The sequence below is a fragment of the Maridesulfovibrio sp. genome (genome assembly GCF_963666665.1).
In the GTDB taxonomy this organism is placed as follows: domain Bacteria; phylum Desulfobacterota; class Desulfovibrionia; order Desulfovibrionales; family Desulfovibrionaceae; genus Maridesulfovibrio.
Genome location: NZ_OY762999.1, coordinates 1460069 through 1474353, shown reverse-complemented (window position 1 = coordinate 1474353; position 14285 = coordinate 1460069). Strand labels below are relative to the sequence as shown.

General features: G+C 46.5%; 15 protein-coding genes. All 15 read left to right on the top strand.

Annotation, left to right across the window (positions count from 1 at the left end):
* Positions 1-2: 2 nt before the first annotated feature.
* The 15 genes from ACKU40_RS06615 to ACKU40_RS06545 all read left to right on the top strand — a co-directional run bounded on the left by ACKU40_RS06615 (position 3) and on the right by ACKU40_RS06545 (position 14272).
* Complete coding sequence (locus ACKU40_RS06615) at positions 3-899, top strand: Mrp/NBP35 family ATP-binding protein (protein ID WP_320175724.1); 897 nt, start codon at positions 3-5, stop codon at positions 897-899.
* A gap of 178 nt (positions 900-1077) precedes the next feature.
* Complete coding sequence (gene pgsA / locus ACKU40_RS06610) at positions 1078-1623, top strand: CDP-diacylglycerol--glycerol-3-phosphate 3-phosphatidyltransferase (protein WP_320175723.1); 546 nt, start codon at positions 1078-1080, stop codon at positions 1621-1623.
* Between the two features lie 36 nt (positions 1624-1659).
* The gene (locus tag ACKU40_RS06605) at positions 1660-1938 is read left to right on the top strand and encodes a hypothetical protein (RefSeq protein WP_320175722.1); all 279 of its coding nucleotides are present in this window, start codon (positions 1660-1662) and stop codon (positions 1936-1938) included.
* Positions 1939-1949: 11 nt separating this feature from the next.
* The gene (locus tag ACKU40_RS06600) at positions 1950-2276 is read left to right on the top strand and encodes a septum formation initiator family protein (protein ID WP_320175721.1); all 327 of its coding nucleotides are present in this window, start codon (positions 1950-1952) and stop codon (positions 2274-2276) included.
* Positions 2260-3135, top strand: a complete 876-nt coding sequence (locus ACKU40_RS06595) for a tetratricopeptide repeat protein (protein ID WP_320175720.1) — start codon at positions 2260-2262, stop codon at positions 3133-3135. Before ACKU40_RS06600 ends, ACKU40_RS06595 begins: the two co-directional genes overlap by 17 nt.
* 93 nt (positions 3136-3228) lie before the next feature.
* Complete coding sequence (locus ACKU40_RS06590; protein WP_320175719.1) at positions 3229-4029, top strand: hypothetical protein; 801 nt, start codon at positions 3229-3231, stop codon at positions 4027-4029.
* 87 nt (positions 4030-4116) lie between these two features.
* Positions 4117-5133 (top strand): class 1 fructose-bisphosphatase, encoded by a 1017-nt coding sequence (gene fbp, locus ACKU40_RS06585; RefSeq protein ID WP_320175718.1) that lies wholly within the window; start codon positions 4117-4119, stop codon positions 5131-5133.
* Positions 5133-6203 (top strand): tRNA (adenosine(37)-N6)-threonylcarbamoyltransferase complex transferase subunit TsaD, encoded by a 1071-nt coding sequence (gene tsaD / locus ACKU40_RS06580; RefSeq protein ID WP_320175717.1) that lies wholly within the window; start codon positions 5133-5135, stop codon positions 6201-6203. Before fbp ends, tsaD begins: the two co-directional genes overlap by 1 nt.
* A 213-nt stretch (positions 6204-6416) precedes the next feature.
* A complete protein-coding gene (trxA, locus tag ACKU40_RS06575) occupies positions 6417-6737 on the top strand; it encodes a thioredoxin (protein WP_015851695.1) in 321 nt (106 codons plus the stop codon).
* 3 nt (positions 6738-6740) lie between these two features.
* Positions 6741-7661: a thioredoxin-disulfide reductase gene (gene trxB / locus ACKU40_RS06570; protein WP_320175716.1), complete on the top strand. Its 921-nt coding sequence runs from the start codon at positions 6741-6743 to the stop codon at positions 7659-7661.
* Positions 7661-8392 carry an outer membrane protein assembly factor BamD gene (locus ACKU40_RS06565; protein ID WP_320175715.1) on the top strand — a complete coding sequence of 244 codons (732 nt, stop codon included), beginning with the start codon at positions 7661-7663 and terminating at the stop codon, positions 8390-8392. The genes trxB and ACKU40_RS06565 overlap by 1 nt, the downstream gene beginning before the upstream one ends.
* An 84-nt stretch (positions 8393-8476) precedes the next feature.
* Positions 8477-9277 carry a hypothetical protein gene (locus ACKU40_RS06560; protein ID WP_320175714.1) on the top strand — a complete coding sequence of 267 codons (801 nt, stop codon included), beginning with the start codon at positions 8477-8479 and terminating at the stop codon, positions 9275-9277.
* 24 nt (positions 9278-9301) lie between these two features.
* A complete protein-coding gene (fusA, locus tag ACKU40_RS06555; protein WP_320175713.1) occupies positions 9302-11350 on the top strand; it encodes an elongation factor G in 2049 nt (682 codons plus the stop codon).
* Positions 11351-11369: 19 nt separating this feature from the next.
* A complete protein-coding gene (locus ACKU40_RS06550; RefSeq protein ID WP_320175712.1) occupies positions 11370-11873 on the top strand; it encodes a DUF2062 domain-containing protein in 504 nt (167 codons plus the stop codon).
* A gap of 203 nt (positions 11874-12076) precedes the next feature.
* The gene (locus tag ACKU40_RS06545; protein ID WP_320175711.1) at positions 12077-14272 is read left to right on the top strand and encodes a chemotaxis protein CheA; all 2196 of its coding nucleotides are present in this window, start codon (positions 12077-12079) and stop codon (positions 14270-14272) included.
* The last annotated feature ends 13 nt before the right edge of the window (positions 14273-14285 follow it).

The following is a 14285-nucleotide window of genomic DNA, read 5'->3' as shown; positions in this document are numbered from 1 at the left end:
ATATGAGTTCATCATGTAGTTCCTGTTCTTCTGCTCCCCAGAAGGGCGGGGACAAGAAAGCGAGTGCTGCCCATGCTCTGCAGAATGAGTTGATTTCTTCAACTCTGCAGAAAATCAAATACAAAATTTTTGTAATGAGCGGCAAAGGCGGTGTTGGTAAAAGTTCTGTGGCGGTCAACATTGCTGCAGCTCTTGCCGACAAAGGTTTTAAGGTCGGTATCCTTGATGTTGACATTCACGGTCCCAGTGTTCCTCACCTGCTTGGTATTACCGGACAGCTGGATGTTGAACGCGGCAACCTTGTTGTTCCCAAAAGGGTAAATGACAACTTGCACGTTGTTTCCATGGAATCCCTGCTCAAGGATCCGGATCAGGCTGTCCTCTGGCGTGGGCCCATGAAGACATCCGCTATCAGGCAGTTCATTTCCGACGTACAGTGGGGCGAGCTTGACTTTCTCGTAGTTGATTCCCCTCCGGGTACCGGAGATGAACCCATGACCGTTCTTAAAACCATTCCCGAATCCCTTGCTGTGGTTGTTACCACCCCTCAGGAAGTTTCCCTTGCCGACGTAAGAAAGGCTATCAACTTCCTGCAGTACGCTAAGGCCAACATCATGGGTGTGGTTGAAAACATGAGCGGACTTGTTTGTCCTCATTGCCATGAGAATATCGACCTTTTCAAGAAGGGCGGGGGTGAAGAACTTGCCAAGAAGTACGGCCTGCCTTTCCTTGGCGCGGTTCCTCTTGATCCTACTACTGTTGTAGCCGGAGATCTCGGTAAGCCTGTGGTTCTTCTCGAAGAAGATTCCCCGGCCAAGCTTGCTTTCCGCAAGGTTGCAGACGAGATCGCCGAAGCTGCTGAAAGTAGTTTTGAGGTTGCTTCCAGCACTCATACCTAAGAAAAACGCCTTTTTTTGGGCGTAATCTCATTGCCGGGTTGACATACGTTGCGCCTCGGCACAGAATCATGCAGTTATTGCAGGGGGCCGTTTTTTGCGGTCCCCTGTATTACACGAAGGCTTGCTGGCTTCAGGGCAACAGCTCTGACTAAATGAATTTCACGACCCGGGACTCCTTATGTTCAACCTTGCCAATTCCCTGACTCTTGGACGCATTCTTGCTGTACCTTTAATTGTAGCTCTTCTTTACTATCCGAACAAATTGACCATGTTTTTGGCGGCCTTTGTCTTTTTTCTGGCATCGCTTACCGACTTTTTTGACGGTTACATTGCCCGCCGCAGCAATCAGGTTACCAACCTTGGCAAGTTTCTTGACCCGCTGGCTGACAAATTGCTTATCTGTTCTACCCTTATCATGCTTAGCTACATGGGATATGTAAGCGGTTGGATTACTGTTGTTATTGTCTGCCGTGAACTTGCGGTAACCGGACTCCGGGCCATTGCTGTGGATATGGGGCTGGTACTTGCTGCGGATAAGTTCGGAAAACTTAAGACCCTTGTCCAGAGCTTTGCACTCGGTCCCTTGCTCCTGCATTATTCTTACTTCGGAATTGATATGCATCAGTTGGGAATGTGGGTTCTCTACGTGGCTGTTTTCCTGACTGTCTTTTCCGGCGCTAATTATATGTACAATTTGCATAAAGTCTGGTTAACTAGCGAATAATAAAAATATCAGTAAATATCACAGACGGGACGATCAATGAACGGCAATGACCGACAGAATCTTGTGCTAAGGCTCAATAATTGTCTTGAAACAATTCTTGAGATGGAGCAGGAACTCGAGAAGCTTGACTTAAACAGCAGGTTTATTGAAGAACTTGAAGTTCTTAAGGGGTTTATGAGCAAAATGGAAAAAATCAGGGTGAGCGAAGCCGAAGTTGAAAGGATTGAGTCCGCCACTGATAATTTTTTGCATGAACTTCGAGTTCCGCTGGGGCAGGTTGATTCACCCAGAAAAATATTTACCCGGCTTCAGTAGGTGTTTGATTAATGCTGCGACGTAGAGTCTTGCTGGGTTTACTGGTTGTTATCAATCTCGTACTGCTTATACGGCTTGGAATGAGCGAGCAGGGATTTTTCGGTTATGTTGAACTGGATGACAAGGTTCAGGAGCTTGAGCGGAAGATTGAAGCTGCTGACAACCGGACTCTTGAATTGAGCAGGGAGATCAGACGTCTTAAGACTGATCGGGCCTATCAGGAGAAAGTCATCCGCAGCAGGATGAATTATGTTAAGGACAATGAAGTGTTATATATTTTCCCCAAATCCGGGGAACTAAAGACTCAGGGAGCAGGTGCAGATGCAAAGCAAGATTGAGTGGTATCAGGAAGTTCTGGCTCTGGAGCCCAGCTCAAAAGTATTTTTTCCTCTGGCACGTCTTTATGTTGAAATGGGCAATCTTGAAAAAGCTGTAACCACTCTCAGGATGGGCCTTGACCGCCATCCTGATTACCTTGAAGCCCGCCTGTTGCTGGTTGAAACCCTAGCCAAACTTGAACGGGATTCTGAAGCAAAGGCTGCTGTCGCTCCTCTGACCAGACTTTTTTCTTCCTACCCCTCATTCTGGAAAATGTGGGGTGCTTCTGTTTCTGAGGGCAATGATGATGTCGCCGGGGCTATGGCTTTTCTATTCTCCGCTCTTCATGGCTCGCCTATGTCATGGTCCGATGTTATGGCCGAGGGTATTAAGCAGCTGACCGGTGCTAATATCGGGGCGCGGGTTCAGAAAGCTGAGCCAGTTATTTCCAAAGAAAGATATGAAGCTGCTGGGGATTTTGTCCGCCCTGATCCGGAAGAAAGCGCTCTGCTGGTGGATGAAATATCCGAGGCCGCAGCCCTTGTTGATTTTGATGGGGATTCCGGTGAAGATTTAACCAGTTCCGTTGTCATGGACAGCCTTAAGACCAAAACCATGGCAGAAGTGCTTGCTTCACAAGGTGACCTTGAAGGGGCTCTTGAAATTTATCGCGACCTGCTTTGCAAAGCCTCGGACGATGATAAGGATGAGCTAATGGCTTTTATGGCTGATATTTCAAGCCGAATCAGTCAGGCTCCTATGGAAGATGTGGCCGGTGATGACGCGAGCAAGGATCCTTATTTTAAACACGCTAAAAGTAAATTAATGAGTACCCTTGAACTTCTTGCCGAGCGGCTTGAGGCAAGGGCTTCCAGATAAGAATTATTCTGATTTTTGGTCTTATTTAAAGATATAACTTAATAATATACAGAAGGATTCGTGCTGATTATGCACGGAATCCGGGTATGAGATATGGAATTTAAAAATTCTGTGCGCTCTGTCGCACTTTTTGTTTTTATGGCTGTTATGCTGTGTGCAAGTGGTTGTGAATACGGTAGTAAAGTCTGGCATGATGCACAGCAGACAGTAGACCCCAACCCTGAAATCAATCTTGAGCACGGTGGGATCGAGAATCCTGACGACAATAAGTTGGCTCTTCTTTTTACCCCGGTTGATGCAAAGATTCTCTCTCTTTGTGAGACTCTTTCCACTGTCGATTATCATCCTGATGAAAACTGGTTTAAGCTTCTTTTCATGCGTTTCCCTTGGATCAGCGGTGTTCTGACTGTTGATGATGAAGCCAGTATTCTCGTCAAGTTGCCTGAGGCGGAGATCAAACCTTTCAAGCCCGGTCCGCTCATTGAGTACGAAGGTGATTGGAATGAGATCACCTTGAAATCTTTTGTCAGTTATTCCGAGTTCGGTCCTGAAATGTATCTTGCAACTCCTTTTTTCAAGGATGCAGTATTTAAGGGGCTTGTTGTCGTTCATTTTGATCCCCGGATTTTGTTGAATTTTTGCCCGGACCCGACAAAGCTTATAATTATGCAGCCTGATGGGGGCGGTGTTTGGACCGGATCTGAGGATGTGGACAAGGAAGCACTCCTCAAGATTGACTGGGATGAGCTTCTTGATAATCAGGTCAGGGGTGTAATTTCGGTTGCCGGGGTAAGGTATGTCTGGCTGGCGCGCTATATTGGCGACACCCAGATAGTCTATCTGACTAAAGCTGTTTCCAAAGAAGATGAGGATGATGGCATACTCTTTTTCTAAAATTTATAGGTCTTATCCGAAAAATCTGGTATTAAAGCTTAATTCTTTCTGAAAATCGCGCAGCAGGGACATTCCGAAGGAGGATAAATGACCCAGCAGATTACTGTTACTGAACACCTTTTACTGCACCAGAAACAAATTCCCGGAGCTACCGGGCAGTTTACTCATCTTTTTAACGAACTTGTCCTCTCGGCAAAAATTATTTCCAGAGAAGTGAACAAGGCTGGACTTGTAGATGTTCTGGGCTTTACGGGTGAGGTTAATGTTCAGGGTGAGGAAGTAAAAAAGCTTGATGAATACGCCAACCGGATTTTGATTCATCGCATGGCCCGTTCCGGTGTTCTCTGTGCCATGGCTTCGGAGGAAAATGCGGATATTATTGATATTCCGCACGGACTTCCGCAAGGAAACTATATCATTATCTTTGATCCGCTGGACGGCTCATCAAATATTGATGTAAACGTCAATATCGGAACAATTTTTTCTATCTTCCGCCGTAAGAGTAAGCTTGGCACTCCGGTTCAGTCCACTGATGTTCTTCAGGCGGGTTGTGAACAGGTTGCGGCCGGTTATATTCTTTACGGTTCTTCCACCATGCTGGTTTTTACTACCGGTGATGGTGTTCATGGTTTTACTATGGACCCCGGTGTCGGAGAATTCCTTCTCTCACACCCGAACATGAAGATCCCTGAAACCGGTAATATTTATTCCGTTAATGAAGGGTACTGGCCTTATTGGTCCGAGGCCACTAAAAAGGTAGTCGGTTATTTTAAGTCCAGAGATAATATCCATGGTAAACCCTACAGCCTCCGTTATATAGGCTCTCTTGTAGCAGATTTTCATCGTAACTTAATTTACGGTGGAGTTTTCATGTATCCGGCTGATGACCGTGATCCATCAAAGCCGCGCGGTAAGTTGCGTCTGCTTTGTGAAGCTTCTCCCATGGCTATGCTCATTGAGCAGGCCGGAGGGCGTGCTACCGACGGAACTCAGCGCATCCTTGATATTGTTCCTGATGATCTTCATCAGCGCGTTCCTTTGTTTATCGGTTCAAAACACGAAGTTGAGACCATCAGGAATATTTATAAGGAGCAAGAGGGTTAATGCTCTGTCTTGGTATTGAAAGTTCTTGCGATGAAACAGGTCTTGCCCTTGTTCGGGATGGAAAGCTGGTTGCCGAGAAGCTTGCTTCTCAGGTTGATGTGCATGCTGTTTTCGGAGGCGTTGTACCGGAAATAGCCTCCCGTGAGCATTTGCGTGTTCTCCCTGTGCTTCTGCGTGAGTTGTTGAAGGATCAGAGCCTGACTATTGATGACATAGATGTGGTCTCCGTTGCCAGAGGGCCGGGATTGCAGGGATGTCTCCTTATGGGCTTAAGCTTTGCCAAAGGTCTGGTTTTGTCCAGCCGGGCGAAATTGATAGGTGTAAACCATCTGTGGGCGCATTTGACTGCTGCCGGGCTCGAACAGGATTTGCAGTTTCCATCTTTGGGATTGCTGGTTTCCGGCGGGCATACTCATATTTATCTGATTGAAAGTCCTTTGAAATTTACCCTGCTTGGCAAAACTCTTGATGATGCCGCCGGGGAAGCTTTTGATAAGACTGCAAAGTCCCTGAACCTTCCATATCCCGGCGGTAAGCTGGTTGATGAGCTGGGGAGGCGGGGTGTTGTTAATAAAAAGCTTTTTCCTGTTCCGTACATAAATAACGATAATCTTGATTTCAGCTTTAGCGGTTTGAAAACAGCAGTTGCAACTTATGTTAATCAGAATTCCTATTTGCGTCTCGACGTCATGGGGATTCCGGATGAAGGTGCTGAAGACCCTGCTGTTTCGGAAGAGCGCAAGAATATGCTGGCTTCTTTTAATTATGTTGTGGGCAGGGCTCTGAAGGTCAAGGTTGAGCGAGCACTGGAGCGTAACAAGGGAGTAAAATCTCTGATTGTCGCAGGCGGGGTTGCCGCAAATTCAGTTGTGCGTTCTGTTATGTCTGGTGTGGCTGCAAAATTTTCAGTACCGCTGGTTTTGCCTTCCATGCATCTTTGTACTGATAATGGGGCTATGATTGCCTATGCAGGGTACCTCATGGCCAGTGCCGGATGCAGGCATGATCTTGATCTTGAGGCAATTCCCCGTGGCAGGGTAGTGCCTTCGGATTGGATTTGTGAAGGTTAATTTAGTCAAGCGGGTGTTGCCTTTGCCCGTAAGGGTGGGTAGTATCTATTTTAATAGTTTCTAAACCGTTGTGTCTGTTCATCTTGACACATGGAGCAACGGGAATTAAATTTTAAAAATTGAACTCCACCCTTGGGGTGGACTCAGGACGAAGACAATTTGATGTGCCTGTCACAGGCGCAGCTACCTGAATACTGTAACAAGGAGAAAAACATGGCTTTGCAGGTTACCGATTCCAATTTTCAAGAAGAAGTTCTCAATAGTGATAAGCCTGTTCTGGTTGACTTCTGGGCTCCGTGGTGCGGACCCTGTCGTGCAATGGGCCCTGTGATTGACGAGCTTGCTGAAGAATTCTCCGGCCAGATTAAAATCTGCAAGATGAATGTAGATGATAACCCTGCGTCTCCCGGAAAGTATGGCATCCGTGCTATCCCGACCCTCATCCTTTTCAAGGATGGCGAAGTTGTAGACCAGACCACTGGTGCAGTTTCCAAGAGCAGCATTAAGGAAATGATCAGCAGCAAGGCTTTGTAAATAATGAAGTCTTATGACGCCGTTGTAATTGGGGGCGGCCCTGCCGGAATGGCGGCCGCCCTTTATCTCGCGAGGGCAGGAGTTAACTTTCTTGCCGTCGAAAAGTTGTCCCATGGCGGACAGATGCTCTTGACCGATGAGCTGGAGAATTTCCCCGGATTCCCTGAGGGAATCAAGGGGTACGAGTTGGCCGACAGAATGGACAGGCATGTTAAGCATTATAAGTATGACCATGTCTATGATGAGGTGCAGCAGATCATTCCTGGTGAAGAGTCTCACGAGGTTATAGTTGCTAGCGGTGATCATGTAAAAACCCAGGTAATCATAATTACCTCTGGTGTTACTTTCAGGAAATTAAAGGTTCCCAACGAGGAAAAGCTGCTGGGGCGCGGTGTTTCTTTTTGTGCCCTGTGTGACGGTCATTTTTATCGTGATAAGGTTGTGGCTGTCATTGGTGGCGGTAATTCAGCGCTTGAGGAAGCCCTCTATCTTTCCAGGCTTGTAAAGAAGCTTTACCTTGTGCATCGCAGGGATGAATTCAGGGCGGACAGGGTTTATCAGGATAAATGTCTTGCAAACCCGGTGATTGAGCTTGTCCTTAATTCTGTTGTTTCGAAGATTGTCGGTGATACCGAAGTCTCTGGTGTTGAAGTTAAGAATATAACTACCGGAGAGTATTCCGTCCTTGATGTGGACGGAGTTTTTATTTTTGTCGGTTTTGATGCCGTGTGCAGTTTTTTTCCAAAAGAACTGGCACTTGATAAATATGGATTTATAAAAACAACCTGCGAAATGGAATCAAGTATTCCCGGAATATACGCTGCGGGCGACATCCGTTCAAAGAAATGCCGGCAGGTTGTTACTGCCGTAGGTGATGGCGCGACTGCCGCCACGGCCGCGTATGCGTATCTGGAACATAAATAATGCGAAATAAATTTCTTTCTGTTTTTTTAGCTTCTTTTTTAATTATCAGCCTCTCCGGCTGTGGTCTTGTTGACTACTATTTCCTTCCCAAGCCTGAAGATACCGCGCAAGAGCTTTTCGAAGCAGGTGTGGAGGCTATGAAGGATAAAGAATATTACGATGCTACTGAGTTCTTTTCAAAGTTGAAAGACCGTTATCCTTTCAGCCCGTATACAGTTAAAGCTGAGATCAGTCTTGGAGATGCATATTTCCTTGATAAAAAGTATTTCGATGCATCTGAGGCTTATAAGGAATTCGCAGCCCTGCATCCTGGGAACGATGAGATTCCCTATGTCATTTATCAGATCGGTTTGAGCAACTTCAATCTGTTTAGCTCAATTGACAGGCCGCAGAGCAATATCACGGAGGCTCTTGAATATTTTTACAGGGTTGAAGAAGCATATCCGGATACCCAGTATGCAAAATCTGCCAAGGAATATATTGTAAAATGCCGCCGCTCATTGGCAGACCATGAGCTTTATATTGCGGATTTCTTCTGGCGATCTTCAAAGTTCGGTTCTGCATGGAAGCGTTATGCCTACGTGGTCAGGAATTTCAAGGATCTGCCTGAAGTGCGTAAATACGCTATGAAGCAAGCGGAAATGTCCTATTACGAATACCAGAAAACTCTATCTCAGGAAGAGCGCGAGCGTCTTCAGGGAAGCTGGAAAGAGCTGGTCGATTGGCTCTAATTTTTATCCCATGTTAAAAGCAAAGCCCGATAGACCTATGTCTGTCGGGCTTTTATTTAGTGAAGGTTGGTTTCGGAGGCAAAAATGTTTGAATTTCCACTTTGGTTGCAGGATTTCCAGATTGATGACGATATTTTCGGCGAAGCTTATGAAGCTACTTTGCCGCCCCAGCGCGCTTGGCTGAAAAAGACCATCGCGCAGGTATATGGAATTAATTCACCTGAAGCTCCAAGCAAGACATGGAATGTAAATACTTGGCGCGGCGGCTTTGAAACAGAAGTGTCTACTTCTCCTTTAGAATGGACCGTCCTGCTTTTGGATGACAAGTCTGTTTCTCCGGTCAGGATTCTGGCTGCTTTGGTCCCCGCCCTTGTTGCCGGGGTAAAAAATATTCTGGCTGTATATTGCGGAGAGGCTGAAATTTCACAGGCTGTTCTGGCCGGGTTTGAGCTTGCCGGTCAGGAAGATGTAGTGCATCTGCCGCAGGATAAGGTCGAAGAACTGCTCGATTATCTTATGCAGAGTGGTGTTGACGGTGCTATTCTTGATATGCGCTCCAGACTTGTTCTGCTGCCGTGCGGGCCGTGCGTACGTTACTGGCGTGCGCCTGAAATTTCCAGTATATCAATCTGTAAGGAAGAAGACTCCCCTGATATGGATGTTATGACTTTTGTTCATCCTGATGTTGAGTTTGTTGAAGTGGATGAGGATTCCCTTGGAGAAGTCCGTACTGATGCTGCTGTAGTCCCTGCTGAAATTGTCGGTGATGCACTGATGGATTTTAATATCGTTCTGGCCCACGGGCAGGAAGGTTGCTGGCTCTGGAGTGGGTTCAACTGTTCTTTTTTCAAGCGTGAATCTGTAGCTCTAACTGTGGCTGAATAAGTTCTTTTATCTGGAAGGTGACCTGTGAATACAAAGCCTGATTTCTCTGCAAAAGGTATTGGAAAGATACGTAATATAGGAATTATTGCTCATATTGACGCCGGTAAGACTACTGTTACCGAACGTATGCTCTATTTTTCAGGAAGAATTCACAGATTGGGAGAGGTTCATGAAGGAACCGCTACCATGGATTATTTGCCGGAAGAGCAAGAGCGCGGAATTACTATTACTTCAGCAGTAACCACATGTTACTGGGGACAGAATACAGTCAATATTATCGATACGCCGGGTCATGTGGATTTTACCATTGAGGTAGAGCGTTCCTTGCGAGTGCTGGATGGTGCGGTCGGGGTTTTTTGCGCCGTTGGCGGAGTAGAGCCTCAGTCGGAAACTGTCTGGCGTCAGAGTGAGGCTTATCATGTTCCCAAGCTCGTGTTCATAAACAAAATGGATCGCCTTGGTGCAGATTTTGAGGCTGTACTTGAATCGATGGCTGCCAAACTTTCCATCAAAAGTCTTCCTGTTCAGATTCCGGACGGTGCCGGAGATGAGTTCTCAGCTGTTTATGATCTTATTCGTATGAAAAAGCTGATCTTTGATCAGGACAGCAATGGCGAAGAATTTGATGTCCTTGATTTGGATGAGCAGGATGAAGAGTTTGTTGCTCCATGGCGGGAACGTATGTGCGAGATCCTTTCCGAGGTGGATGATGAATTCATGGAAAGGTATCTTGAGGATGACATCGATCCCGAATACATTGATGCCGTCATCCGCAAAGCTACTCTTGAACTTAAGCTGGTGCCGGTCTTTTCCGGTTCGGCATTGAAGAATGTGGGTGTGCAGCCGCTGATGGACGGGGTTGGAAAATACCTGCCCAGTCCGTTGGAAGCTCCCAAGGTTACGGGGATAAACCCGCAGACCGGTGTTGTTCAGGAAGTTGAACCGTCAGCCAATGGTCCGTTTCAGGCTCTTGCGTTTAAGGTTGTCATGGATTCCGGGCGCAAAATGGTGCTTATGCGTATTTATTCCGGCAAGATAGAGGCTGGAGATATGGTGCGAAATTATACGCAGGGTAAAGATGAGCGTGTTGCCCGTCTTTTCAAGATGCATGCAGGACGCAAAGAACGTCTTGATATGGCTGGTATCGGTGATATCGTTGGGGCTGCCGGACTAAAGGACACCTGTACCGGAGATACTCTTTCCTCTTCTGAAATACCGCTCGTGCTGGAACAGATAGAAATGTACAAGCCGGTAATTTCCATGGCTATTGAGCCGCGCAACGTGGATGAATCCGAAAAGCTGGAAGAGGTTCTGGATAAATATTTACAGGAAGATCCTACTCTCGCTTTAAAGACAGATGAAGATACAGGGCAGATTATTCTTTCGGGTATGGGAGAACTTCACCTCGAGGTTGTTCTGGACCGCATGCGCAGGGAGTACAAGCTTGAGCCAAGATCGGGCAAGCCGCAGGTTGTTTATCAGGAGGTTCCCGGCGGCAATGCGGAAGCCGAGGAAGAGTTTAATAAGCTCCTTGGTGAGGATAAGCATTACGGTTATGTGCGTCTTTCCGTTGAGCCGCAGGAAAGAGGAGCCGGTCGGGATGTTGTATTTGAAATTGATACGAGTGAATGGTCTTCCGAGTGGATGGATGCGGTTGCAGAAGGTGTCGATGATGCCTTGCAGAGCGGTGTTTTAAAGGGATTTCCGGTTCAGGACGTGAAAGTGCGTATTCTTGAACTGCGTAAACGGGACGGTGAATCAAGCGTTCCGGGGTACCATATGGCGGCTGGCAAGGCTTTAAAGGCAGCATTGGCGGCATCTTCGCCGAAGTTGATGGAGCCGATCATGGATGTGGAGATTTCGGTCCCTGAAGAATTTGTCGGCGATGTTATCGGGTTGCTGGGAGCTAAGGGCGCGCGTATCGAGAATATGCTCGACCGTAATAGGCAGAAGATTGTTCAGGCCTTATCTCCGTTGCGGAATATGTTCGGTTTTTCAACCGAGTTGAGATCGGCCACTCAGGGAAGGGCCGGTTTTGCCATGAAGTTCCACAGCTTTGATGTTTTGGACTAAATTCAACAAAGGGAAGTTGATGCAGAGGAATTTCAGCAGATGGGAGAAGTTAAAGAGGCTTCTCAAATTATATTATTTAAAATTGATGCGTATCAACGCATCCCCGCATAACATCGCTATGGGGGTCGCCTGTGGTGTTTTCGGAGGATGTTTTCCGGTTATACCGGGGCTTCCTCTGCAAACGGTCATTGCTGTTGTTATGGCTTTCTTTACCCGCAGCAGCAAGATTGCCGCGGCCATTGCTACATGGATATCCAATCCGTTTAACTGGCTGCTTTTCTATTATGTGCAGTTCAAGATCGGCACATTCCTGCTGCCGATCGAAGTTCAGTTTGATCCGGCCAAGTGGCAGGTTTCGGATTTTATGGAAATCGGCTGGCAGGGTGTGACAATCCTTATTTTTGGCGGATTTGTTCTTGGTGTTCCTCTGGGGATAGTTTCCTATTTTATTGCCTTGCATTTTATACGTCGTTATCGCAGGCGTAAAGCTTTGCGGATGCTTGCCCGCAGGAAGAAATTATAGAGTTGTTTATCTTAAAAATCTTACATCGGGAAAAGATGCTTTTTTTTGTGAGATTTCGTGATAATTAAGAAAGGTCCTTTGGTTTCAAAGGGCCTTTTTGCATTTTTTACGCCTTAGATAATTATACTGCTTGATTGAAATTGATTAAATGTTTAAAAATAGAAGTGTTTATCAGCCAATTCAAATGACTTGGAGAATTTTATATGTCTGATGATATGACAACTCAAGTATTCAAGGAAGAAGCATACGAATTACTGGGTGAGCTTGAAACCTCTTTGCTTGAACTTGAAGATGTTCCTGATGATATGGATATTATCAACCGTGTCTTCAGAGCGCTGCATACGATTAAAGGTTCCGGGTCTATGTTTGGCTTTGAAGCCATTGCTGAATTTACCCATGAAGTTGAGACCATATTTGATAAGGTCAGGAATGGGGAGCTTGCGATAACTAAAAATTTGTTGAGCCTTTCTCTTGCTGCACGTGATCATATTTATTCCATGCTAGAATCTTCAACCGGTGAAGGGGATAGCAGTGTAGGGAACGGCATTCTCGAAGGTTTGAAAGATGTTGCCGCTGACGGGGCCGAAATCGAGCAGGAAATAGAAGATGAAACAACAGTTGCTTCTGGTGAAGAAATAGAACCAGATGAAATAACTGAGGTTGATGTTAAAGAATCTTGCTCTAGTCAATCGTTGAAAAGCCTTTATCAGATTGTCATTAAGGTTGCCGCAGGCAATGACGTTGAAGAAGAAAACCTCGATCCTCTTTTGGAAGATCTTGGCCAGATAGGAGTTGTGTGTTCAAAAGTTCTGCACAGGGATGACGAAGTCTGGTGGGATGTTATTTTTCAGAGTAGTGCGGACTCCATGTCTATTGAGGAGATTTTCTTTTTTACCGATATACCGGTAACTGTGAATGTGCGCGAAGTCGCGCGGGAAGATGTTGCAGATATATTTGATCCTCACCATGATGATGAGAATGAAGATCTTTCCGCTGAACCTGCGCAGACTAAAAAGCTGGGTGAAATCCTTGTTGAAAGGGGTGCTGTAGCCTCCGAAGCCATTGATGAGGCTTTGGCCGTCCAGAAGCCTTTGGTCGATCAGAAGCCCTTGGGTGAATTGCTTACTGAGAAGGGTGTAGTCAGCAAGCAGAAAGTGGAAAGTGCCCTGGCAGAGCAGACAGCGACAAAAGAATTTAAATCAGCAGCTAAGAAATCTCGTAAAAAGGTTGATACTGCCTCTTCTATTCGAGTCTCCGCTGAAAAACTGGACTATCTGGTGGACCTTGTCGGCGAACTGGTCATCGTTCAGGCCCAGATCAGTCAGGTGGTCAGTTCCAAGGCCGACCCTTCCTTGACCGCTCTTTCTGAGGAACTCGAGCGTCTTTCCGATGAACTCAGGGACAGTACTCTCGGAATTCGAATGCTGCCCATCGGAACAACTTTCAGTAAGTTCAGGCGTCTTGTCCGCGATCTTTCCGAAGACCTCGGTAAAGAGATAGACCTTAATACCAACGGGGCAGAAACCGAGCTGGATAAGACCGTTATCGAGCGTCTTGGCGACCCCCTTGTACACCTGCTTCGTAATTCTATTGACCACGGCATCGAAGGGCCTGAAAAGCGGACAGCAAAGGGCAAGCCTCGCCGGGGCACCATCACGCTTACAGCAGAACATTCCGGTGGTGATGTACTCATCATTATCGAAGACGACGGTAAGGGTATGTCTACGGAGGTCATTAAGGCGAAGGCGGTTGAAAAAGGACTTATTTCCACTGATCAGGATCTTGGCGATAAAGATATTTTTAATCTTATTTTCGAGCCGGGATTTTCCACTGCCCAGAGTGTGACCAATGTTTCCGGTCGCGGTGTGGGGATGGACGTTGTAAAACGGGCCATTGATTCCCTGCGGGGCAGTATTGATATTACAAGTAAAGAAGGACAGGGAACAATCATAACCATCAGGCTGCCGCTTACTCTTGCGATTATCGATGGTCTGCAGGTTCGCGTCGGTGATGATTATTTTGTCATTCCGCTTTCCTTGGTTGAAGAGTGCGTTGAACTCACCAGTAAGGATGTTGAAGAGGCCAATGGCCAGCAGTTCGTTAACCTGCGCGGTGAGATTGTCCCGTATATCAGGATTCGTGAATGGTTCGAAGTTGAGGGAGAATCTCCGCCCATTGAACAGATTGTCATTACCGGACTCGATGGCAGTAGAATAGGTGTTGTTGTGGATACTGTTATCGGTGAGCATCAGACTGTAATTAAAAGTCTGGGACGTGTGTACCGTGATGTGGAAGGCATTTCCGGAGCAACTATTAAAGGAGATGGAACCCTCGCGTTGATTCTGGATATCCCGAAATTATTCAGGACAGTTCTTGCTGAAATAAAGGCGGCTGGCTGATGGTTTTTAAAAA

Excerpts from the sequence above, each read along its gene's own strand:
- ACKU40_RS06615 (WP_320175724.1), top strand. The coding sequence starts at position 3 with ATGAGTTCATCATGTAGTTCCTGTTCTTCTGCTCCCCAGAAGGGCGGG.
- pgsA (WP_320175723.1), top strand. The coding sequence starts at position 1,078 with ATGTTCAACCTTGCCAATTCCCTGACTCTTGGACGCATTCTTGCTGTA.
- ACKU40_RS06605 (WP_320175722.1), top strand. The coding sequence starts at position 1,660 with ATGAACGGCAATGACCGACAGAATCTTGTGCTAAGGCTCAATAATTGT.
- ACKU40_RS06600 (WP_320175721.1), top strand. The coding sequence starts at position 1,950 with ATGCTGCGACGTAGAGTCTTGCTGGGTTTACTGGTTGTTATCAATCTC.
- ACKU40_RS06595 (WP_320175720.1), top strand. The coding sequence starts at position 2,260 with ATGCAAAGCAAGATTGAGTGGTATCAGGAAGTTCTGGCTCTGGAGCCC.
- ACKU40_RS06590 (WP_320175719.1), top strand. The coding sequence starts at position 3,229 with ATGGAATTTAAAAATTCTGTGCGCTCTGTCGCACTTTTTGTTTTTATG.
- fbp (WP_320175718.1), top strand. The coding sequence starts at position 4,117 with ATGACCCAGCAGATTACTGTTACTGAACACCTTTTACTGCACCAGAAA.
- tsaD (WP_320175717.1), top strand. The coding sequence starts at position 5,133 with ATGCTCTGTCTTGGTATTGAAAGTTCTTGCGATGAAACAGGTCTTGCC.
- trxA (WP_015851695.1), top strand. The coding sequence starts at position 6,417 with ATGGCTTTGCAGGTTACCGATTCCAATTTTCAAGAAGAAGTTCTCAAT.
- trxB (WP_320175716.1), top strand. The coding sequence starts at position 6,741 with ATGAAGTCTTATGACGCCGTTGTAATTGGGGGCGGCCCTGCCGGAATG.
- ACKU40_RS06565 (WP_320175715.1), top strand. The coding sequence starts at position 7,661 with ATGCGAAATAAATTTCTTTCTGTTTTTTTAGCTTCTTTTTTAATTATC.
- ACKU40_RS06560 (WP_320175714.1), top strand. The coding sequence starts at position 8,477 with ATGTTTGAATTTCCACTTTGGTTGCAGGATTTCCAGATTGATGACGAT.
- ACKU40_RS06550 (WP_320175712.1), top strand. The coding sequence starts at position 11,370 with ATGCAGAGGAATTTCAGCAGATGGGAGAAGTTAAAGAGGCTTCTCAAA.
- ACKU40_RS06545 (WP_320175711.1), top strand. The coding sequence starts at position 12,077 with ATGTCTGATGATATGACAACTCAAGTATTCAAGGAAGAAGCATACGAA.